Source organism: Streptomyces sp. NPDC006197 (assembly GCF_040613865.1).
GTDB lineage: Bacteria > Actinomycetota > Actinomycetes > Streptomycetales > Streptomycetaceae > Streptomyces.
Genome location: NZ_JBEXSZ010000075.1, coordinates 17,213 through 38,961, shown reverse-complemented (window position 1 = coordinate 38,961; position 21,749 = coordinate 17,213). Strand labels below are relative to the sequence as shown.

Below are 21,749 nucleotides of genomic sequence, written 5' to 3'. Positions count from 1 at the left end.
AGCGTCATCTTCTCCCTCGAAATGGGCCGCAACGAGATCGCCATGCGCCTCCTCTCGCCCTCGGCGGGCAGCGCCGCCAGGAGCGGGAAGGGCGGCACGGCCGGATCGCCGACGAGGCCCAGCGGGGTCGCGAGCGTTCCCGTGCCGAGGGCGAAGCCGGGCCCGAGGCCGTACGCGGCTCCCCAGACGGCCGCGTTCGGCAGCAGCGCCAGGACCAGCAGCAGGACCGTCACCCGACCGGACCACTCCCCCGCGAGGCCTTCGAACGAGGCCTGCGCCCGGCCCGCGTGCCAGGCGAGCGAGACGGCCGCGGCCACCGCGCCGCCGCCGAGCAGCGTCAACGTCCCGAGCCCGGCGGCGCGCAGGGCGGCGGCGGCCTGCCGCTGCCCCGGCAGCGGGCGGCCGAGCGCCGTCCAGACGCCCGCGCCCGCCGCGCCGGTGACGACGGCGGGCAGCCAGAGTCCGGCCGTGACGAGGTCGGCGGGCAGCGGGCCGCTCTCGCTGTAGACCACGACGGCGGCTGCCACCAGCAGATACCCCCCGGCCACGGCGGCGACGGCGCCGCCCGGCGAGGGGCGCGTCCGGGCCCCGTCGTCCCCCGGGTCGAGGGTGTCGCGGGCGGTCCGGTGCACGAGCCAGACGGGCAGCGCGGCGAGCAGCAGCGGGGCGATGCCGAGGGGGGCGGGCAGCCCGGACAGGGTGTCCGTGCGGACCAGGTCCACGCCGTGGGCGAGCAACCAGATGCCGGCGGCGACGTGCAGTGCGCCGACGGGGCCGCTGTCGGGGTACGGGGAGCTGATCCAGGCCGCGATCACCAGGACCGCGAGGGCGCCGAGGCCGAGTCCGGCGGCGACCCCGCCCCGGACGCAGGCGGTGGCGAGCGCGGCGGAACGGCCGCCCTGGACCAGGGGGTGCTCGGTCACATGGGTCACGGGGCCATGCTGCCAACGACACGCGCTTTCACCGCGTAACAGGCAAACATCCGTTGTGTCGCTCAAGATACGTTTATGTACTTTTCCGCCCAGAGAAGCTCTGCGGGAGGTCGACACCGATGAGCCGGAGCACCGCGGATTCCGCATCCTCCGCCCCCCTGCCGACCCCGAAGGAGCGGCGCAGGTTGCGTGAGGCCCTCGCTCTGAGCGAGGAGCAGGTCGCCGAGGCCATGGGCGTCACGAAGGCCACGGTGAGGTCATGGGAGACCGGGCGCTCGGCGCCCCGGGGCCGCAAGCGCGAGGCGTACGCGAAGCTGCTCGCCACACCCGGGCCCACGGATCTCGTACGCCCTGAGGCCGAGCCCCGGGTACAGGCAGAGCCCCAGGCGCGGTCGGCCCGGGTGGAGGCTTCGGGCGAGGCCCGCGCGGCCCGATCGCAGGCTCAGGCCCAGCCGTCCCGGGCCCACGCGCAACCGGCCTGGTCGCAGCCACAGGGACAGGGACAGGGACAGGCACAGACGTACTCTCAGCAGCCGCAGGCTTCGGGCAGCGTGCGGCCCAGGGCCGCCGTCAAGCGGGCCGCCAAGCCGCCGCGGGCCCCGTCCCCGGCCCCGGCCATCTCACCGGGCCCCGCCCGCAAGGGCCCCGCGAAGCCGCAGGAGCGGCTGAAATCGGCGGCGGAGGCCCCCGCGGAACCGGCCGCCCCCACGGAACCGGCCGCCCTCGCGGAACCGGCCGCCCCCGCGGGGCCGCCGGCCCTCACCCCCGAGGAGGCCTTCGACGCGCTGTACGCGTACGCCGCGCCCGGCCTCGTCCACCAGACGTATCTGCTCACCGGGCGCCGCGGGCTCTCCCGGGAGGCCGTCGAGTGCGCCTTCCAGCACGCCTGGCAGCACTGGCCCGAGGTCGCCGTGGACGCGGACCCGGTGGGCTGGGTGCGGGCGACGGCGTACGAGTACGCCCTCTCCCCCTGGCACCGGTTCCGGCGCGCCCACCGGCATCCCGACGCCCCGCCGACCGAGGCGGACCGCCGGGCGCTGCTCGGCGCGCTGCTCGAACTGCCGCCGCCGTACCGCCGGACCGTCCTGCTCTACGACGGGCTCGGCCTGGACCTGCCGGAGACGGCGGCCGAGACGGAGGCGAGCACGCCCGCCGCCGCCAACCGGCTGCTGCACGCCCGGACGGTCCTCGGCGAGCGAGTCCCCGAGCTCGCCGAGCCGGAGGCCCTGCACCGGTGTCTGAGCGCGCTGGTCGCGGAGGCGCCGACGGCGACGCTGCCGCCCGCCCGCGCCGTCCGGGCGGGCAGCGAGCGCCGGACCCGGAGCTGGACGCGGGCGGTGCTCGGGGTGACGGCGGTCCTCATCGCGGTGACCGGCTTCACGGTGGCGACCGCGCCGACCCGCTACATCCCGGTGAACGCCCCCGGCGAGGCCGTCAACGGCGTGCCCGTGCGCGGCGGCCCGCAGAAGCTCAGCCCCGAGGACCTGGAGCTCCGCGACAAGCTGCGCGCCGAGCCCAACCCGGGCCCGGAGCGGCTGGTCCCGGCAATCGGCTAGGGCCTGTCCGGCGGATCAGGGTCGGGCAGGCCGTGGCCGCCGGACATGAAGCGGGCCCCGCCCTTCCCGGTCTCCCGGGAGGGGCGGGGCCCACTCGCGTGCTGCCTGTCAGGCCGCTGTGCGTTTCAGCCTGTTCAGCCCGCGAGGATGGCGCGCGCCAGCTTGGCGGTCTCGGTCGGCGTCTTGCCGACCTTGACACCGGCGGCCTCGAGGGCCTCCTTCTTCGCCTGGGCGGTGCCGGAGGAGCCGGAGACGATGGCGCCGGCGTGGCCCATGGTCTTGCCCTCGGGGGCGGTGAAGCCCGCGACGTAGCCGACGACCGGCTTGGTGACGTTGGCCTTGATGAAGTCGGCCGCGCGCTCCTCGGCGTCGCCGCCGATCTCGCCGATCATGACGATCAGGTCGGTGTCGGGGTCCGCCTCGAACGCCGCGAGGGCGTCGATGTGCGTGGTGCCGATGACCGGGTCGCCACCGATGCCGACGGCGGAGGAGAAGCCGAGGTCACGGAGCTCGTACATCATCTGGTACGTCAGCGTGCCGGACTTCGAGACCAGGCCGATGCGGCCCGGCTTCGTGATGTCGCCCGGGATGATGCCGGCGTTGGACTGGCCCGGGGTGATGAGACCGGGGCAGTTCGGGCCGATGAGGCGGGTCTTGTTGCCCTTCTCGACGGCGTACGCGTAGAACGCGGCCGAGTCGTGGACGGCGATGCCCTCGGTGATGACGACGGCGAGCGGGATCTCGGCGTCGATCGCCTCGACGACGGCGGCCTTCGCGAAGGCCGGCGGCACGAAGAGGACCGAGACGTTGGCGCCGGTCTCCTTCATGGCCTCGGCGACGGTGCCGAAGACCGGGACCTCGGTGCCGTCGAAGTCGACCTTGGTGCCGGCCTTGCGCGGGTTCACGCCGCCGACGATGTTGGTGCCGTCACCGAGCATGAGCTTGGTGTGCTTCATGCCCGTGGCACCGGTCATGCCCTGGACGATGACCTTGCTGTCCTTGTTGAGGAAGATAGCCATGGCTGTGGTTTCCCCTGTCCCTTACTTCGCAGCCGCGAGCTCGGCGGCCTTGTCGGCCGCGCCGTCCATGGTGTCCACGCGCTGCACGAGCGGGTGGTTGGCGTCCGACAGGATCTTGCGACCCAGCTCCGCGTTGTTGCCGTCGAGACGGACGACCAGCGGCTTGGTGACCTCTTCGCCCTTCGAGGCGAGGAGCTCCAGGGCCTGCACGATGCCGTTGGCGACCTCGTCACAGGCGGTGATGCCACCGAAGACGTTGACGAACACGGACTTGACGTCCGGGTCGCCGAGGATGATCTCCAGGCCGTTCGCCATGACCTCGGCGGAGGCGCCGCCGCCGATGTCGAGGAAGTTGGCCGGCTTCACGCCGCCGTGGTTCTCACCGGCGTACGCGACGACGTCCAGCGTCGACATGACCAGGCCCGCGCCGTTGCCGATGATGCCGACCTGGCCGTCGAGCTTGACGTAGTTGAGGCCCTTGGCCTTGGCGGCAGCCTCGAGCGGGTTGGCTGCGGCCTTGTCCTCGAGCGCCTCGTGCTCCGGCTGACGGAAGTCGGCGTTGGCGTCCAGGGACACCTTGCCGTCGAGGGCGATGACGTCGCCGTTGGCGACCTTCGCCAGCGGGTTGACCTCGACGAGGAGCGCGTCCTCGGCGACGAAGGTCTTCCACAGGGTCACGAGGACCTCGGCGACCTTCTCGGCGACCTCGGCCGGGAACTTCGCCTGGGCGACGATCTCGCGGGCCTTCTCGATGTCGACGCCCTTGTTGGAGTCGACCGGCACCTTCGCGAGCTTCTCGGGGGTCGTCGCGGCGACCTCCTCGATGTCCATGCCACCGGCGACGGACGCCATGGCGAGGAAGGTGCGGTTGGTGCGGTCGAGGAGGTACGAGACGTAGTACTCCTCGACGATCTCCGGAGCGGTCTCCGCGATCATCACCTTGTGGACCGTGTGGCCCTTGATGTCCATCCCGAGGATGTCCGTCGCGCGGGCGACGGCCTCGTCCGGGGTGGCGGCCAGCTTGACGCCGCCGGCCTTGCCGCGGCCGCCGACCTTCACCTGCGCCTTGACGACCGACTTGCCGCCAAGACGCTCGGTGGCCTCGCGCGCCGCCTCAGGCGTGTCGATGACTTCACCGGCCAGCACCGGTACACCGTGCTTGGCGAAGAGGTCCCTCGCCTGGTACTCGAACAGGTCCACGCGCGTCCGTCCCTTTTCTGATGATCGCGGTTCGTTGTCTGCGTGGGCGTGCCGCGGAGGGCAACGTGACTGCGCTGTCACAAGGGAGGCGTTCACGGAGTCCGTGGACGCGGCATGTCCGTCTCGCAGGTTATCCCCGTGGGCCGTGGGTCCCTAAATCGCAGGTCACACCAGAGCGGTGATACGGGTCACAGACCGTACGGGTCGGGGGGCTGTCCGTAGGGGCGGCCGAGTGGGCCCGGAGCCCCCTCGTGGCAGGCGGGAACCGGCCTTCCGGGCCCTCACGACGCGCCGGGGGCCAGGGTGAGGGTCGTTCCGCCACGAGTGTGATATGGACCTCAGTGGGGTCGGGCGCGCCCGTGTGGGTGGTCCCGCGGCGACGGATTCCGCAGCCCTCAGCCCTCGGGTATCGGCAGCGGGCGCTTCTCCAGGGCGGCCGCCATGATCTCCGGGAACAGGTCGGGGGTGCAGGCGAAGGCCGGGGCGCCGAGCGCGGCGAGCGCGGCCGCGTGGTCCCGGTCGTAGGCGGGGGCGCCCTCGTCGGAGAGCGCGAGCAGCGCGACGAACTGGACGCCGGAGGCCTTCATGGCCGCGACCCGCTTCAGCATCTCGTCCCGGATGCCTCCCTCGTAGAGGTCGCTGACGAGGACGACGACGGTGTCGGCGGGGCGGGTGATCCTCGACTGGCAGTAGGCGAGGGCGCGGTTGATGTCGGTGCCGCCGCCGAGACGGGTGCCGAAGAGGACGTCGACCGGGTCGTCGAGCTGCTCGGTCAGGTCGACGACGGAGGTGTCGAAGACGACGAGGCGGGTCGCGAGCGACCGCATCGAGGCGAGCACCGCGCCGAAGACGGCGGCGTGGACGACGGAGGCGGCCATGGAGCCCGACTGGTCGACGCAGAGCACGATCTCCTTCCTGACCCCGCGGGAGGCGCGCCCGTGGCCGACGAGCCGCTCGGGGACGACCGTGCGCTGCTCGGGCAGGTAGTGCTTGAGGTTGGCGCGGATCGTGCGGTCCCAGTCGATGTCCCTGTGGCGGGGGCGGCTGATCCGGGCGGAGCGGTCGAGCGCGCCGGTGAGGGTGGCGCGGGTGCGGGCGGCGAGGCGCCTCTCCAGGTCGTCGACGACCTTGCGGACGACGGCCCGGGCGGTCTCCCGGGTCGTCTCGGGCATCGCCCTGCCGAGGGAGAGGAGGGTGCCGACGAGGTGCACGTCGGCCTCGACGGCCTCCAGCATCTCCGGCTCCAGGAGGAGGGCGGCGAGCCCGAGCCGGTCGATGGCGTCGCGCTGCATGACCTGGACGACGGAGCTCGGGAAGTACGTGCGGATGTCGCCGAGCCAGCGGGCGACGGAGGGCGCGGACGCGCCGAGCCCCGCCGAGCGGTCCCGTCCGGTGCGGGGGCCGCTCTCGCCCGGGCGGTCGTAGAGCGCGGTGAGGGCCCCGTCCATGGCGGCGTCGGTGCCGGTGAGCGCCCGACCGGTGCCGTCGGCCTCCCCACCGCCCAGGACCAGCCGCCAGCGCCGCAGCCGCTCGTCGTCGGCGAGCGTGCCGCCACGGGTGGCCGCGGCGCCGGTGCTGGTCGCGGTGCCGGGGCTGGTCGCGGTGCTGGTGCTGGTGCCGGTGCCAGTTGTGATGCCGGTCGCGGCGCCGGAGCCGGTGCCGGTCATGGCGCCGGAGCCGGTGCCGGTCATGGCGCCGGAGCCGGTGCCGGTGCCGATCGTGGTGACGGTGCCGGTGCCGGTCGTGGTGCCGGTGCCGGTGCCGGTCGTGGTGCCGGTGCCGGTCATGTGAGGGCCTCCGTTCCGAGGATGAGGTGGAGGAGCGGCAGCACGGCGTCCGCCCGCTCGGGGTCGGGGTCCGGGGCGAAGCCGGGCACGCCGGGCGCGGAGGGCCCCGGCCCGCCGGACCGGGGTCCCCGCGCGACCAGCTCCCCGAGGGTGCGGCGCACGCCCCGCTCGTAACCGGAGAAGGTGCGCCGCAGCAGCGGCAGGACGTCGGTGAACGCCTCGGCCGGGACGGACGTCAGCCAGGCGTCGACCAGTCCGAGGAGCCGCTCGTCGTGGACGAGAAGCAGTCCGCCGCCGGAGGCCCCGCCGACGAAGCCGTCGATCCAGGCGGCGGCGTCGGCCGGCGGGGTGCCTGGCGAGAGGGCGCGGCTCATGAGCAGGGCAGCCTCGCCGTCGGCGATCCGGCCCTCGTCGAGCAGCAGCCGGGCGGCCCGCCCCCGCAGGACGCCCGGTGTCCGGTCGCGGTCGGCGAGCCGGCGCAGCACCCCGGCCCACCGGTCGACGAGGTCGGGGCGGTCCGGGAGGAGGCCGATCGCCGTGTGGACGGCGTCGAGCCGGTCCCGCATCTGCGCGGCGGCGTCCGTGTCGAGTCCGGCGCAGGCGGGCGGCAGTCCGACGCAGATCCGCTCGGCGATCCCGGCGGCGACCTCGCCGAGGGCCGCCGTGCCGGTGCCGCGGACGTCGCCGTAGCGCAGGGCGCGGGCCAGGGCCGGGAGGGCCTGCGCCAGGTGGGCGACGTCGGTGTCGAGCGCGGCCCGGTCGGCGAGCGCCCGCATGACGACCGGCAGCGCGTCCGTGAGCCCGGCGAGGAGGCACTGCTCGGCGAGGGCGGTGATGTCGCCGAGGGCGGTCGCGGCGAGGGCGCGGGACTCGGCCCTGGCGGTGGCGGCGGCCTCGACGGTGGTGCCCCAGACGCCGGCCTCGGCGACCTGGACGTGCAGCTCGGGCTCCCAGCGCAGCCGCCAGGTCTCCCGGAAGGTGCCGGTGCCGGCCCGCCCGGCGGCCGGCTCGCCCCAGTGGACGCCGAGGAGGCGCAGCCGGTGCAGCAGCCGGCTGCGCTCGCCGTCCGTCTCCTTGCGGAGGTCGAGCCCCAGCTCGCGCTCCTGGGCCTCGGGCTTGAGGCGCAGGGTGCGCCGGCGGCGGTCCAGATCGCGCTGGAGGGGTACGGCGGGGGCGCCGGCCGGTACCTCGCCGAGGACGTCGCCGACGACGAGGCGGTCGCGGACGAGGTCGAGCGGCACGTCGGAGCCCTCGCAGAGGACGGCGCGGACGGCGTCGGTCGTCTCGTCGAGGCCGGGGCGCGGGCGGCCGCGCAGGACGGCGAGCGTCTCGGCGAGCCGGACGGCCTCGATGACGTGGGCGGAGGAGACGGGGTGGTCCTCGGCCCTGAGGAGCCCGGCGACCTTCGTCATCCAGCGCTCCACGGGCCGGTCGGGGGCGGCGAAGAGGTGTCCGTACCAGCCGGGCGCGTCGATCCCGGCGCCGTAGCCGGAGCGGCGGGCGAGTCTGCGGTGGGTCCAGGGGACCCAGGTCAGCTCGGCCTTCGCCCGGGGCAGGCCCTTGAGGAGGGCCTTGTCGGCGGCGACGGTGGTCCTGCGGGTGAGGGCGGGCACGTGCCAGGCGCCGCAGACGACGGCGACGGAGTCCCCGAACTCCTTGCGGGCGGCGCGCAGCTTGAGCCGCATGTGCGCCTCGCGGACCAGGTCGCGGGGGTGGCCGCCGTGCCCGTACGTCTCGCGGAGGGCGCCCATGGCCTCGGCGAGGACCTCGAAGGGGGCGGTGGGATCGCCGTCCCCGCGCAGTTCGACGACGTCCTCCCACCAGCGCTCGGCGTCCTCGTACCCGGCGGCCCCGGCGAGTTCGGCGATCGGGTCGATCCGCGGGCCGCTGCCCGTGGCCTCCTCCTCGTCCCTCCAGGTGGGGTCGGCGGCGGCGAGGGTGTGGGCGGCGGGCAGGTCGACGAAGCGGACGGCGGCGCCGTGGTCGAGGGCCCAGCGGATCGCGACCCACTCGGGCGAGAACTCGGCCATCGGCCAGAACGCGGCCCGCCCGGGGTCGTCCACGGCGTGGGCGAGCAACGCGACAGGCGGCCGCATGTCCGGGTCCGCGGCGAGGGCCACGAGGGCGTCGGCCTCGGCGGGCCCCTCGACGAGCACCGCGGCGGGCCCCGCCGCCTCCAGCGCCGCCCGTACCCCACGCGCGGACCCGGGCCCGTGATGACGCACCCCGAGCAACAGGGGCTCCCCGCGCCGCCCGCCGCCCCCGCCCGGACGGGGCTCGCTGCCCGGGGCGGGGAGCGGGTCCGGTGGGCGGGAGGTGTGGGGGGCCGTGGCCGTGGTGGTCATGCGCTCACCTCGCGGCAGGCGCGGTAGAAGTCTTTCCAGCCGTCTCTCTCCCTCACGACCGTTTCCAGGTACTCCTGCCAGACGACCCGGTCGGCCGCCGGGTCGCGGACGACCGCGCCGAGGATGCCGGCGGCGATGTCGCCGGGGCGCAGGACGCCGTCGCCGAAGTGGGCGGCGAGGGCGAGTCCGCCGGTGACGACGGAGATCGCCTCGGCCGTGGAGAGCGTCCCCGAGGGGGACTTGACCTTCGTCCGGCCGTCGGTGGTGACCCCGTCCCGCAGCTCGCGGAAGACGGTGACGACCCGTCGGATCTCGTCCACGCCGTCGGGCAGGACGGGCAGTTCGAGGGAGCGGCCGAGCTGCTCGACCCGGCGGGCGACGATGTCGACCTCGGCCTCAGGAGTCGCGGGCAGCGGCAGCACGACGGTGTTGAAGCGACGGCGCAGGGCGCTGGAGAGCTCGTTGACGCCGCGGTCGCGGTCGTTGGCGGTGGCAATCAGGTTGAAGCCGGAGACTGCCTGCACCTCCTGGCCGAGCTCGGGGACGGGCAGGGTCTTCTCGGACAGGATCGTGATGAGCGTGTCCTGCACGTCGGCGGGGATGCGGGTGAGCTCCTCGACCCGGGCGGTCATGCCCTGGGACATCGCGCGCATCACGGGGCCGGGGACGAGGGCGTCCTCGCTGGGGCCGTGGGCGAGGAGCCGCGCGTAGTTCCAGCCGTACCGGATGGCCTCCTCGGGCGTGCCGGCGGTGCCCTGGACGAGGAGGGTGGAGTCGCCGCTGACGGCGGCGGCGAGGTGCTCGGAGACCCAGGTCTTGGCGGTGCCGGGGACGCCGAGGAGGAGCAGCGCCCGGTCGGTGGCGAGCGTGGTGACGGCGACTTCCACGATGCGGCGCGGTCCGACGTACTTGGGCGTGATGACGGTGCCGTCGGGGAGCGTGCCGCCGAGGAGGTAGGTGGCGACGGCCCACGGGGAGAGGCGCCAGCGGGCGGGCCGGGGCCGGTCGTCGGCGGCGGCGAGGGCCGCGAGTTCGTGGGCGAAGGCGTGCTCGGCGTGCGGCCTCAGGGCCTCGGTGGCGGTCTGCTGCCGTCCCGGTCCGGTGTCCGTCTCGACACCGGAACCGGGCTTCGCGATGGTTTCGGGCACGGGCATGGATCCCCCTCCAGATCGTTCGACCTGCTGTGCGATCCACCGTGCACCATGCCACTGACAATCGGATGTCGCCGCTGGTCAGGGCCGGTTGGAGAGGTGAGGAGAGGTCAGTCGGCGACTGGGAGGCGAGGAGAGACAGTCGTCGATCGGGAGGTGAGAGAGGGTCAGCCGACGATCGGGGAGACGGCGACGCAGCCTCCTGCCATCGCCTCCTGGTCCTTGGCCTCCTTGATGACCTTGCCGTTGTGGATGACCTTGCAGGTGAGGTCGGCGGGGTCGAGCGAGACCGGCATGACGGCCGGCGGCATGATGCCCTTCAGCGTCACCGTCTTCTTCCACGGCGTGGCGGGCTTCTTCTCGGACTCGAGCTTCGGCTCCATCGCGGTGCCGCCGCCGGCGTGGTAGTCGATCGACTCGATGTTCTTGCCGCTGACCTCGTACGTGACCTCGTAGGTCTCGTTCACGGACTTGTCGACCTGGTCGACGGCCTTCTCGGCGGCCTCGGAACAGGCCCCGAGGCCGAGGGCGAGGCCGGCGACGGCGAGGGCCGAGACGGCGGTGCGGACGGTGCGCTTCATGGGGTCCCCCTGGACGGCGTGGTGCGGTTCGTCGGTCGCCGCAGAGAATCGTAAAGGGAGAGTAAAGTCAAATCACCGCACCCTCGTCCCCCTCCCGGAACCGCCAGGCCGGAAGCGTTGTCAGTGGCGGCCTCTACCGTCGACGACATGAATGCCATGGGGGTGCGCTGGACGGCGGAACAGGTGCTTGCACTGGCTCCTGACGAAGCGTCGCGCAAAGCGGGGAGCAAGCTCGGCACGGCCGGGCCCTGGTCGGAGACGGGCTGCGGCGACGGCGCCGTCTGGGGCCTGTGCAAGGGCGGTGGAAGCACGCCGTACCGGACGGTCGTCGACACCACGGGGCCCGCGTACTCCTGCGGTTGCCCCAGCCGTAAGTCCCCCTGCAAGCACGCGCTGGGCCTGCTGCTGCTCCGGGCGGCGGACGGGATCGCCGCCGAGGGGTGCCCCGCGCCCGACTGGGCCGCGCAGTGGCTCACCGCGCGGCGCGACCGGGCCGCGAGCGCGGACCTCCGGGCCGGGGACGGAGCCCCGGGAGCGACGGCGGATCCGGAGGCGGCGCGCCGCCGGGCCGAGCGCAGGGCGGCCCGGATCACCTCGGGCGCGCAGGAGTTGGAGCAGCGCCTCGCCGACCTGCTGCGCGGCGGTCTGGCGGCGGCCGGGCAGGCGGGGTACGGGCTGTGGGAGGAGACGGCAGCCCGCATGGTCGACGCCCAGGCGCCGGGGCTCGCCGGGCGGGTCCGGGAGCTGGGGGCGATACCGGGCTCGGGGCCGGGCTGGCCGGTGCGGCTCCTTGAGGAGTGCGTGCTGACGCACCTCCTCGGCCGGGCGTGGCTGGCGGCGGACCGGCTGCCCGCCCCGTTCGCGACGACGGTACGGACCCGGGTGGGCCTCACCGCCCCGGCCGACGGCGTCCCGGTGCGCGACCACTGGCTGGTCCTCGCGCAGTACGACGCGGCCGACGCCCGGCTGACGACCCGTCGGATCTGGCTGCACGGCACGGCGTCCGGACGCACCGCGCTCCTGCTCTCCTTCGGCGCGGCGGGCCGGTCGCCACAGCTCGCGCTTCCCGTGGGCGCGCTGCTGGACGGCGAGTTGACACCGCACACCGGCTCGGGTCAGGTGCGGGCGGAGCCGGGCGAGCGGTTCGTCCCGGTCGCGGGCCCCGTCGCCCCGCCGGCGGGCGGACCGGTCGGCGCGGCGCTCGACGCGTACGGCCGCGCGCTCCGCGAGGACCCGTGGCTGGACTCCTGGCCCGTGACGTTGAGCCAGGTCGTGCCGGCGCCCGCGGAGTACGGCTGGCAGCTCGCCGACGCCGACGGCCGCGAGGCACTGCCCCTGACGCCCGCCGCCCAGTCGCGGCCCGGTCTCTGGCGCCTGGTCGCCCTGTCCGGCGGCGCCCCGGTGACCGTCTTCGGGGAGGTCGGGCACCGGGGGTTCACCCCGCTCGCCGCCTGGTCGCCGGAGGCCCCGGGCGAGACGGTCCCCCTCATATGACGCCCGGCCACCGCGCACCGACCCACCGGAGGAGTCCGATGGACACGACCGCGACCACCCCCGCCGCGCCGACGGCGGGAACGACCGAGGACGAGACGGCCACCCCGTCCTGGGAGGAGCTCGTCAGCTCGGCGATGCTGGGGACGGACCGGCGGCCTCCCGCCGCGCCCGCGGGCTCCGCCGCGGCCCGGGGCCTGCCGGGCGCGCTGCTCGACGCGGCCGCGCTGCACACCGTACGACGCAGGGCGGGGTTGCGGCCCGGCCCCGCCGCGCCCTTGCCGGAGCCCGCGCCGGAGGATCCGCGTGCGCCGCTGCCCGAGGCCGCCCGGCTCCGCCTCGAACAGCTGCTCGCCGGCCGGACCGCGCCCTCGCCCGCCGGGCGGCGCGGGGCCGCCCCCGACCTGGCCGAGCTGCTCCCCCAGTGGCTGGCCCTCGCCGACCGGCACGGCTACAAGGCGCCGCCCGCCGCCCTGCCCGCGCTGCTCGACGCGGCCAGGGCCCGCACCGATCTGCGTCCCCAGGCGCTGCGCCTGGCGGGTCCGCGCGGCCTGTGGCTGGCCCGGCTCAACCCCGAGTGGAGGTTCGCCCTCCGGGGCCGGGGCGCGGGCGGCCGCCTCCCGTCCCCGGAGGACGCCGAGGGGGTCCGCGCGCTGTGGGACGAGGGCCTGTTCGCCGAGCGGGTCGCCCTGCTCTCCGCCGTACGGGCCGAGGACCCGGCCGCCGGTCTCGCGCTGCTCGCCTCGACCTGGTCCACCGAGCGGGCGGAGGACCGGCTGATGTTCCTGGACTCGCTGTGGGCCGGGCTCTCCGACGCCGACGAGGAGTTCCTGGAGGAGGCCCTCGACGACCGCAGCCGCAACGTCCGGGCCACCGCCGCCGAGTTGCTCTCCGCCCTGCCGGCCTCCGCCCTCGCGGGCCGGATGGCGGCCCGGGCCGCCACCTGCGTCGGCCTGGACCGGACGGCCCCGATGCCGACGATCGCCGTCGAGGCCCCGCACGAGTGCGACGCGGCGATGCGGCGGGACGGCCTGGTAGCGACGCCTCCGGCGGGTCGGGGCGAGCGTTCCTGGTGGCTGGGTCAGCTCGTCGAGGCGACGCCGCTGCCCTCCTGGCCGGCCAGGTTCGGGGGACGCGGCCCGGAGGAGATCGTGGCGCTGCCGGTCGCCGACGACTGGCAGGGCGAACTGCACGCGGCCTGGTGCCGGGCCGCCGTGCGCCAGCGCGACCCGGCATGGTCGCGCGCGCTGCTCGGATCACCCTCCGTCCCGCCCGCCACGGGCCCCGGCACCTCGTCCCTGGGCGAGCGCGCCCAGCTCCTGTCGACGCTCCCCGTGGAGGAACGGGCGCGCTGGGTCGCCTCGTTCATCGCGGCCCACGGGCTGTCGGAGGCGTTCCAGCTGCTCGGCGTCTGTGCCGTCCCGTGGGCGGAGCCGCTCGGCGTCGCGGTGATCGACGCGCTCGACATCGCGCGCGAGGCGGGTAGCTACCCGTGGAGCTTCAGCGGGGTGATGGGCCTGGCGGAGCGCTGCCTCGCCCCGGAGGCGGCGCGCCGGCTGGAGTCCCTGACGGCCCGTCCGGACGAGGCGGAGGACAGTTCCCCCGGTGCGGGCGGCTACTGGTCGGAGGCCTTCCAGCGCCTGGTCTCCACCCTCCGCCTCCGCGCCGCGATGCACGCCGAACTCACGCCGCCACCCCCGCCGGGCGCCTCCGCACCACCGCTCGGCCCCACGCCGGCACCCGATTCCGTAATACCGCTCGGTCGCGCACCGGCGCCCGACTCCGCACCACCGCCCGACTCCGTACCGGCACCCGACTCCGTACCGACGCCCGGCCCCGCGCCGGCGCCCGACTCCTGAGGTGTCGGCCCGGTCGGCACGCCCCCGGACGTCGACAGGGCCCTCCCGGGCGGGGAGGGCCCCGTCGGCCGAGGCTCATGTGCACCGCGCAGCGGACTACGCGGCGACGCGGACGTTCGCGTTCACCCACTCGACGATGGACGCGGTCGTCGCGCCCGGCGTGAAGATCTCCGCCACGCCCTTCTCCTTGAGCGGCGGGATGTCCGCGTCGGGGATGATGCCGCCGCCGAAGACCTTGATGTCCTCCGCGTCACGGTCCTTGAGGAGCTCCAGGACCTTCACGAACAGCGTGTTGTGCGCTCCGGAGAGGATCGAGAGGCCGATCGCGTCGGCGTCCTCCTGGATCGCGGTGTCGACGATCTGCTCGGGGGTCTGGTGGAGCCCGGTGTAGATGACCTCCATGCCCGCGTCGCGCAGCGCCCTCGCGATCACCTTGGCTCCGCGATCGTGGCCGTCGAGACCCGGTTTGGCGACGACCACACGGATCGGACCGCTCACACCCATCACTGCCTCCACATGCGACCCCGCGCTTGACTGCCGGGGAGGTGAACGAACGTTATCCCCAGCATCCCGCACCGGAGCTGTTTCGCGACGGCGTCCGAGGGGGAAATCACACATGGGACATGTTCGCTCTGCGTCGTCCCCGCTTCGGGCCCTCCTCCTGGGCCCATCAGTCGCGAGCGGGGCCGGTCGCGAAGGGAGCCGTGACGAGGTCACCGCGTCTCGTGCCGCCGTCCGGGCGGCGCGGCACACGGCGGACCGGCGTACCGTTCGGCCCCGCGTGCCGTTCGGGAGGCCGGACATGGAGCTCGCCAAGGTCACCGCCCTCATGAAGGCCACCGCGCTGGAAGTCGCGATCCTCACCGGCCATCTCGTCCTCTACCCCTCCGGGATGGTCGCCGAGCGGCTCTCCCCCGCCCCGCCGCCCACGACGATCGCCCCGGGCAGCCGGCCGGTGATCCTCCTGCACGGCTTCGTCGACAACCGGTCGGTCTTCGTCATGCTCCGCCGTTCCCTCCTCCGGCACGGCCGTGACTGCGTCGAGTCGCTCAACTACTCCCCGCTCACCTGCGACCTGCGGGCCGCCGCCGAGCTGCTGGGCCGCCGGGTGGACGAGGTTCGCGCCCGCACCGGACACGCCGAGGTCGACATCGTCGGGCACAGTCTCGGCGGGCTGATCGCCCGTTATTACGTGCAGCGACTGGGCGGCGACTCCCGGGTGCACACCCTGGTCATGCTCGGCACCCCGCACGCGGGCACCACGGTGGCCCCGCTCGCCGACGCGCATCCGCTGGTGCGGCAGATGCGGCCCGGTTCGGAGGTCCTGCGGGAGCTCGCCGGGCCCGCGCCGGGCTGCCGGACCCGGTTCGTGAGCTTCTGGAGCGATCTGGACCAGGTGATGGTTCCGGTGGAGACCGCCCGTCTCGACCATCCCGACCTGCTCGTGCACAACGTGCGGGTGAGCGGCATCGGCCATCTCGCGCTGCCCGTGCATCCGACGGTGGCCGCCGGGGTCCGGGAGGCCCTCGACGCGGGCGGTCCGGTGGCCGTCGGGACGCGGGAGGAGGAGCCCGGCGCCACCTCCGTCGCCTGACCCCACGACACCGTTTTTCGAACGTTCATCGAACACAAGGCCAAAGCTCTCCACCCGACCTGGCAAAACGCGGTCGATTGCCCGTTTCCTGCGGGCCCAAACCCCTCGGAAGATTGTCCGCCGCGCGTACCGCCGGGTACAGTCGCGCCACTGCTTACCCCCGGGACACCCCTCACGGGCCCGCCCCGGACTGCTCCTGCTGCCGAGGCGAGAGAGACGTTGGTGAACGACCAGCACCCCCACGCCGGGTACGCCGGCGACGGCGCCCACACCACCGGCAGCTTCGCCATCGACCCGCTCTTCGGCTCCTATCCCGGCGATCAGGCCGACCACAGCGGCCAGTGGGACCTCGGCCAGTACGCGGCCACCGACACGTACGCGACGACGGGGCAGTACGACACCACCGGGCAGTACGACACGACCGGCCAGTGGGACACCACGGGCCAGTGGAGCACCGCCGGCTCCTACGAAACCGCCAGCTCCTACGAGACCGCCGCGTCGCAGTACGACACCACCGGGCAGTGGGATGCCTCCGCCTGGACCGAGGCCCAGCACACCGGCCAGTACGAGACCGCCCACGCCGGCGCGTACGCCGCCCAGGGCACGTACGGCTACGAGGCCTACGACGCCACCGGCCAGTGGGCCGCCCCCGCCTTCGCGACCGAGACCGGCGCCTTCGACGCGACCGCGTGGAACCACGCGACCCCGGAGCCCGAGCCGGTCGTACCCCACCAGTACACCCCGCAGGCCGAGCACACGCCCGAGTTCGCCTTCGAGTACGTCCCCGCGCAACACGAGGGACACCAGGGACACGAAGGGCACCAGGGACCGGCCTCGGACGAGGCCGACGAGACCTACCCCGCTTACGAGGCCGACGAGACCTATGACCCGGCCGACGCCGGAGCTCCGGAGGCCCTCGACGGCGAGGACGTCGACGACGACGCCTACGACCAGGACGAGCCGACCGTCGGACCGGCCGTCGAGCTCCGTACGGAGTCGCCCCTCGCCGGCCGCTCCGTGCGCCGCTCCTCCGGCGGCAGCCGCGCCCGTCGCCGCACCCCCGCCAAACGGTCCGCGCTGCTGACCGTCGCCGTCCCCTCCGCCTGCGTCATGGGAGTCGCCGGCATCGCCGCCGCCTCCGTCGGCGGCCTCACCAGCCCCGACACGGCCGGCGGACAGAAGGACGACACGACCTCGCTGGCCGCCGCCGACCCGGCCTCGGTCAAGCAGGTCGCCGCCAACAGCGCGCTCGACACCCAGCTCGCCGCGCTCAGCGCCGACGCCCGCGACTTCGGCGACCGCGCCAGCCGCACCCAGGAGCGCATCGACCTCCGCGCCCGCCAGGCGGCCGAGAAGAAGAAGCGCGAGGAGGAAGCGGCCCGCAAGGAGGCGCTGCGCCCCAAGTACCTGCTGCCGGTGAAGCTCCACCAGCTCAGCGCGCGCTTCGGCCAGTCGGGCGTCAACTGGATGTCGCTGCACACGGGCATCGACTTCCCCGTGCAGTACGGCACCCCCGTCATGGCCGCCACCGACGGCACCGTCCGCACGCAGTGGAACAGCGCCTACGGCAACATGGCGATCGTGACCTCCCCCGACGGCACCGAGACCTGGTACTGCCACCTCAGCAGCACCAAGATCCGCTCGGGTTACGTCAAGGCCGGCGACGTCATCGCCTACTCGGGCAACTCCGGCAACTCCACCGGCCCGCACCTCCACTTCGAGGTCCGGCCCGGCGGCGGCTCCGCGATCGACCCGCTGCCCTGGCTGCTGAGGCACGGCCTCAACCCGCTCAGCTGACTGGGCCTTCCCCGTACGAGAAGTGGCCACAGGAAGGGCCCCGGCGGATGACGCCGGGGCCCTTCCCGTACCGCCTCGCTACAGCTTCTCGACCGGCGCGTACCGCAGGAGCAGCCGCTTCGGCTTGTCGTCGCCGAAGTCGATCGTCGCCTGGGCGTCCCCGCCGGCGCCCTGCACCGCCATGACCGTGCCGAGCCCGAACTGGTCGTGCGTGACCCGGTCGCCGACCTGGAGGGAAATGACCGGCTTCTCGCCGGCGCGCCGGGTGGCGAAGCCGGAGGGGCCGGAGCGCGAACGGGAGGACGAGAGCGAGGAGGTGATCCCCGAGGTCGGCCCGGCGGGCTTGGCCATCGGACCGGTCCGCTTCCACTCCAGGTACGCGGGCGGGATCTCCTCCAGGAAACGCGAGGCCGGGTTGTACGAGGGCTGGCCCCAGGCGCTGCGCATCGACGAGCGGGTGAGGTAGAGCCGCTCACGCGCGCGCGTGATGCCCACGTACGCCAGGCGCCGCTCCTCCTCCAGCTCCTTCGCCTGCCCGAGGGCGCGCATGTGCGGGAAGACGCCGTCCTCCATGCCGGTGAGGAACACCACCGGGAACTCCAGGCCCTTGGCGGTGTGCAGGGTCATCAGGGTGATGACGCCCCGGCCCTCCTCGTCCTCGTCGGGGATCTGGTCGGAGTCGGCGACGAGGGCGACCTGCTCCAGGAACTCGGCGAGGGTCGCGGGCTCCTCGCCGCGCTCCTGCTCGAACTCGAGGGCGACGGCGGCGAGTTCCTGGAGGTTCTCGATGCGGGTCTCGTCCTGCGGGTCGGTCGAGGCCTGGAGCTCGGCGAGGTAGCCCGTCCGCTCCAGGACGGCCTCCAGGACGACGGCGGGGCCGGCGCCGGACTCGACGACGGTGCGCAGTTCGTCCATGAGCGCGTTGAACCGCTTCACGGCGTTCGCCGAGCGGGCGGCCATGCCGTACGCCTCGTCCACCCGCTTGAGGGCCTGCGGGAAGGTGATCTTCTCGCGCAGGGACAGGGCATCGATCATCGCCTCTGCGCGCTCGCCGATGCCGCGCTTGGGGACGTTGAGGATGCGGCGCAGCGGGACGTTGTCCTCGGGGTTGGCGAGGACCCGCAGGTACGCGAGGACGTCCCGGACCTCCTTGCGCTCGTAGAAGCGCACGCCGCCGACGACCTTGTAGGGCAGGCCGACGCGGATGAAGATCTCTTCGAAGACACGGGACTGGGCGTTGGTCCGGTAGAAGACGGCGACGTCCCCGGCCCTGGCCTCGCCCGCGTCGGTGAGCCGGTCGATCTCGTCGGCGACGAACTGGGCCTCGTCGTGCTCGGTGTCGGCGACGTAACCGGTGATCTGCGCTCCCGCGCCCGCGTTCGTCCACAGGTTCTTGGGGCGGCGGGACTCGTTGCGCTCGATGACGGCGTTGGCGGCGGAGAGGATCGTCTGGGTGGAGCGGTAGTTCTGCTCCAGGAGGATCGTCGTCGCGTCCGGGTAGTCCTCCTCGAACTGGAGGATGTTGCGGATGGTCGCGCCGCGGAAGGCGTAGATCGACTGGTCGGCGTCGCCGACGACGCACAGCTCGGCCGGGCCGAGGTCCTCGTAGCCGGTGCCGACGAGCTCGCGCACCAGCGTGTACTGGGCGTGGTTGGTGTCCTGGTACTCGTCGACGAGCACGTGGCGGAAGCGGCGCCGGTAGTGCTCGGCGACGTCGGGGAACGCCTGGAGCAGGTGGACCGTCGTCATGATGATGTCGTCGAAGTCCAGGGCGTTGGCCTCGCGCAGCCGCGCCTGGTACATCCGGTACGCCTCGGCGAGCGTCTTCTCGAAGCCGTCGGCGGCCTGGTCGGCGAAGGTCTCCTCGTCGATCAGCTCGTTCTTCAGGTTCGAGATCTTGGCGCTGAACGACTTCGGCGGGAACTTCTTCGGATCGAGGTCCAGGTCCCGGCAGACCAGCGCCATCAGCCGCTTGGAGTCGGCGGCGTCGTAGATCGAGAAGGAGGAGGTGAAGCCGAGCTTCTTCGACTCGCGGCGCAGGATGCGGACGCAGGCGCTGTGGAAGGTCATGACCCACATCGCGTTGGCCCGCGGTCCGACGAGCTGCTCGACGCGCTCCTTCATCTCGCCGGCGGCCTTGTTCGTGAAGGTGATCGCCAGTATCTGACCGGGGTGGACGTGCCGGGTGCCCAGGAGGTGGGCGATGCGGTGGGTGAGCACCCGGGTCTTGCCCGAGCCGGCGCCGGCGACGATGAGCAGCGGGGTGCCCGTGTGGACGACGGCGGCGCGCTGCTGCTCGTTCAGCCCCTCCAGGAGCGCGGCGGGGTCCACGACGGGCCGGGGGTGGCCGTCGCGGTAGTGCGTCTCCCGGGCGGGCGGAGGCGCGTCGAAATGCTCCCCGAAGAGGTCGTGCGGGACCTCCTCACCGGCCGGGGAGCCGTGCTCGTCGTCCTCGGGGTGGGGCGGCGGCTCCTCCGAGTGGTTCTGGAGGCCGGCCAGGAAGCTGTCGTCAAAGAGGCTGCTCATCGCCTCACGAGTCTAGGACGCCCCGCCGACATCCGGGTCCGCCTTCGGGACGGAGGCTGTGGAAGGGCTCACACCCGACGGCCCCGGCGGCTCACACCCAGAGGGTCGCGATGAAGATGTTCGCCGTGGTCAGGCCACCGACGGCGGCGAAGAGGCCCTTGTCGACCTTCTCCTCGTCCCGCTTGACGTAGACGAGGCCGAGGATCACGACGAGGATCGCCAGCTTGATGCCGATCTTGAGGTTGTTCACGGTGTGGTCGTCGGCCTGGTTGAGGCCGACGAGCGCGACGCCCGTGATCAGCATGGTCAGCGCGCCGTGCAGCATCGCGGGGCTGAAACGGGCCGTACCCGCGCCCATCGCCTTCATCTGGGTGAGGAAGCCGCCGAGGAGGGAGGCGATACCGATGATGTGCAGGGCGACGAAGACATTGATGAGTACGTCCATGGAGCGGAGCCTAACCGGGGCCCTAGCACTGCTCTCGGGCCGGGTCCACTCCCCCCGCCGCTTCGGTCGGACGGCCGCCGGAATGACCCCGTCCCCTCACTCCGCGCGAAAGGAATCGGTCCCCGACACGTCAACTGTCATCAATAGCGGTCAACTCCCCGTCCGGCCGTGACCCCAGGTTTAGCGTCCTCCACCAGGTGACCGGCTCCCCACCACCGCCGGTGTTCCGGCGGCGTCGGTCACCCCCGCCGAGAAAACCCGGCGGCGGTCCGTCTCCCCTGTGCGGCCCGCCGCCGGCCCGGCGGCCACCGGCCCCCTCAGGGAAGAGGATGTGACCCGCCCTCGTGGCAGCGCACCGGAAGTCCAAACAGTCCCCGCTCGGCACCTCGGCGGTCCGCACGGCCGCCACCCTCGCCCTCGCCTCCGCGGCGACGGCGACGCTCTTCGAAGGGTCCGGCCACGCGGACCCCCGGCCCACCACCGCCCAGGTCAAGGCGAAGGTCGACCGGCTCTACGAGGAGGCCGAGGTCGCGACGGAGCGGTACAACGGGGCGAAGGAGAAGGCCGACGAGGCGCGCACCGCCTTCGACCGGCTGCGCGACGAGGCTGCCCGCAGGACCGAACGCCTCAACACCGCCCGGGACGCGCTCGGGGCCATGGCCGCCGCCCAGTACCGCTCCGGAGGGCTCGACCCCGCGGTCCAGCTCGCCCTCACCTCCGACCCCGACCAGTACCTGGAGCGGGCCGCGCTCGCCGAGAAGGCCGGGGACCGGCAGGCGGCCGCCGTCACGGCCGTACGCCGCGAGCTCACCGCGATCCGGCAGCTGCGCGGCGAGTCGGCGGGAAGACTGACCGCACTGCGCGGGCACGAGGCGGAGCTGCGGCGGCAGAAGGCGGCCGTGGTCGGCAAGCTGGCCGAGGCCAGGGCGCTGCTCGCCCGGCTGACCGAGGAGGAACGCGCACGGTACGAGGCGGCCGCCGCGGCCCGGGACGGCTCCGGCGCCTCGACGCGGACCGACGGCCCCAGCGGTACGGGCACGGCCGACGCCTCCCCGACGGTACGGGCCGACCGCTCCTCGGGCGGCGAGCGCGAACCGGTGACCGCCCCGGACGGACGGGCCGCCGAGGCCGTCTCCTTCGCCCGCGCCCAGCTCGGCAAGCCGTACGTGTGGGGAGCGACGGGCCCCTCCGCCTACGACTGCTCCGGCCTCACCCAGGCGGCCTGGCGCGCGGCCGGCGTCTCCCTGCCCCGCACGACGTACACCCAGATCAACGCCGGCCGTCGCGTCTCCCGCTCCCAGCTCGCCCCCGGTGACCTGGTCTTCTTCTACTCCGGGATCAGCCACGTCGGGCTCTACATCGGCGGCGGCCAGATGATCCACGCACCCCGGCCGGGCGCCCCGGTGCGCATCGCCCCCATCGACGAGATGCCCTTCGCCGGGGCCACCCGGGTCGGCTGAGACCCC

Annotated in this window: 16 protein-coding genes; 6 read left to right on the top strand and 10 right to left on the bottom strand. The window is 73.9% G+C overall.

What is annotated here, in order from left to right; all coding sequences use genetic code 11:
- Positions 1-932 (bottom strand): DUF6350 family protein (locus tag ABZ318_RS23000; RefSeq protein WP_356904352.1); only part of this gene is annotated, 932 nt, incomplete at its 3' end.
- 119 nt (positions 933-1,051) lie between these two features.
- Between ABZ318_RS23000 and ABZ318_RS22995 the strand changes: the two genes are divergently transcribed.
- Positions 1,052-2,488 (top strand): sigma factor-like helix-turn-helix DNA-binding protein, encoded by a 1,437-nt coding sequence (locus ABZ318_RS22995; protein WP_356904351.1) that lies wholly within the window; start codon positions 1,052-1,054, stop codon positions 2,486-2,488.
- 134 nt (positions 2,489-2,622) lie between these two features.
- On the opposite strand, the gene sucD is transcribed toward ABZ318_RS22995, so the two are convergent.
- The 6 genes from sucD to ABZ318_RS22965 all read right to left on the bottom strand — a co-directional run bounded on the left by sucD (position 2,623) and on the right by ABZ318_RS22965 (position 10,571).
- Positions 2,623-3,507 (bottom strand): succinate--CoA ligase subunit alpha, encoded by an 885-nt coding sequence (gene sucD / locus ABZ318_RS22990; protein WP_086823933.1) that lies wholly within the window; start codon positions 3,505-3,507, stop codon positions 2,623-2,625.
- Between the two features lie 21 nt (positions 3,508-3,528).
- Positions 3,529-4,707 (bottom strand): ADP-forming succinate--CoA ligase subunit beta, encoded by a 1,179-nt coding sequence (sucC, locus tag ABZ318_RS22985; protein ID WP_356904350.1) that lies wholly within the window; start codon positions 4,705-4,707, stop codon positions 3,529-3,531.
- Positions 4,708-5,102: 395 nt separating this feature from the next.
- A complete protein-coding gene (locus ABZ318_RS22980) occupies positions 5,103-6,494 on the bottom strand; it encodes a VWA domain-containing protein (protein ID WP_356904349.1) in 1,392 nt (463 codons plus the stop codon).
- On the bottom strand, positions 6,491-8,839 hold the full coding sequence (locus ABZ318_RS22975; RefSeq protein WP_356904348.1) for a DUF5682 family protein: 2,349 nt from the start codon (positions 8,837-8,839) through the stop codon (positions 6,491-6,493). The genes ABZ318_RS22980 and ABZ318_RS22975 overlap by 4 nt, the downstream gene beginning before the upstream one ends.
- Entirely contained in the window at positions 8,836-9,993 is a 1,158-nt protein-coding gene (locus ABZ318_RS22970) for an AAA family ATPase (RefSeq protein ID WP_356904347.1), read from the bottom strand. The genes ABZ318_RS22975 and ABZ318_RS22970 overlap by 4 nt, the downstream gene beginning before the upstream one ends.
- Before the next feature lie 164 nt (positions 9,994-10,157).
- Positions 10,158-10,571 carry a hypothetical protein gene (locus ABZ318_RS22965; RefSeq protein WP_356904346.1) on the bottom strand — a complete coding sequence of 138 codons (414 nt, stop codon included), beginning with the start codon at positions 10,569-10,571 and terminating at the stop codon, positions 10,158-10,160.
- Positions 10,572-10,718: 147 nt separating this feature from the next.
- On the opposite strand from ABZ318_RS22965, the gene ABZ318_RS22960 reads away from it, so the two are divergent.
- Positions 10,719-12,065, top strand: a complete 1,347-nt coding sequence (locus ABZ318_RS22960) for an SWIM zinc finger family protein (protein WP_356904345.1) — start codon at positions 10,719-10,721, stop codon at positions 12,063-12,065.
- A gap of 38 nt (positions 12,066-12,103) precedes the next feature.
- Complete coding sequence (locus ABZ318_RS22955) at positions 12,104-13,921, top strand: DUF5691 domain-containing protein (RefSeq protein WP_356904344.1); 1,818 nt, start codon at positions 12,104-12,106, stop codon at positions 13,919-13,921.
- Positions 13,922-14,017: 96 nt separating this feature from the next.
- Here ABZ318_RS22955 and ABZ318_RS22950 read toward each other — a convergent pair whose 3' ends face one another.
- A complete protein-coding gene (locus ABZ318_RS22950) occupies positions 14,018-14,425 on the bottom strand; it encodes a cobalamin B12-binding domain-containing protein (protein ID WP_030687656.1) in 408 nt (135 codons plus the stop codon).
- 298 nt (positions 14,426-14,723) lie between these two features.
- On the opposite strand from ABZ318_RS22950, the gene ABZ318_RS22945 reads away from it, so the two are divergent.
- Together ABZ318_RS22945 and ABZ318_RS22940 are read left to right on the top strand one after the other, a co-directional pair.
- Positions 14,724-15,515 (top strand): alpha/beta fold hydrolase, encoded by a 792-nt coding sequence (locus ABZ318_RS22945; RefSeq protein WP_356904343.1) that lies wholly within the window; start codon positions 14,724-14,726, stop codon positions 15,513-15,515.
- 222 nt (positions 15,516-15,737) lie between these two features.
- Positions 15,738-17,312: a M23 family metallopeptidase gene (locus ABZ318_RS22940; RefSeq protein ID WP_356904342.1), complete on the top strand. Its 1,575-nt coding sequence runs from the start codon at positions 15,738-15,740 to the stop codon at positions 17,310-17,312.
- Between the two features lie 78 nt (positions 17,313-17,390).
- Here ABZ318_RS22940 and pcrA read toward each other — a convergent pair whose 3' ends face one another.
- Together pcrA and ABZ318_RS22930 are read right to left on the bottom strand one after the other, a co-directional pair.
- Positions 17,391-19,838 (bottom strand): DNA helicase PcrA, encoded by a 2,448-nt coding sequence (pcrA, locus tag ABZ318_RS22935; RefSeq protein WP_356904341.1) that lies wholly within the window; start codon positions 19,836-19,838, stop codon positions 17,391-17,393.
- A gap of 91 nt (positions 19,839-19,929) precedes the next feature.
- Positions 19,930-20,283, bottom strand: coding sequence for a hypothetical protein (locus tag ABZ318_RS22930; protein WP_030687665.1), 354 nt, complete (start codon positions 20,281-20,283; stop codon positions 19,930-19,932).
- Positions 20,284-20,627: 344 nt separating this feature from the next.
- Between ABZ318_RS22930 and ABZ318_RS22925 the strand changes: the two genes are divergently transcribed.
- A complete protein-coding gene (locus tag ABZ318_RS22925; protein ID WP_356904340.1) occupies positions 20,628-21,743 on the top strand; it encodes an NlpC/P60 family protein in 1,116 nt (371 codons plus the stop codon).
- The last annotated feature ends 6 nt before the right edge of the window (positions 21,744-21,749 follow it).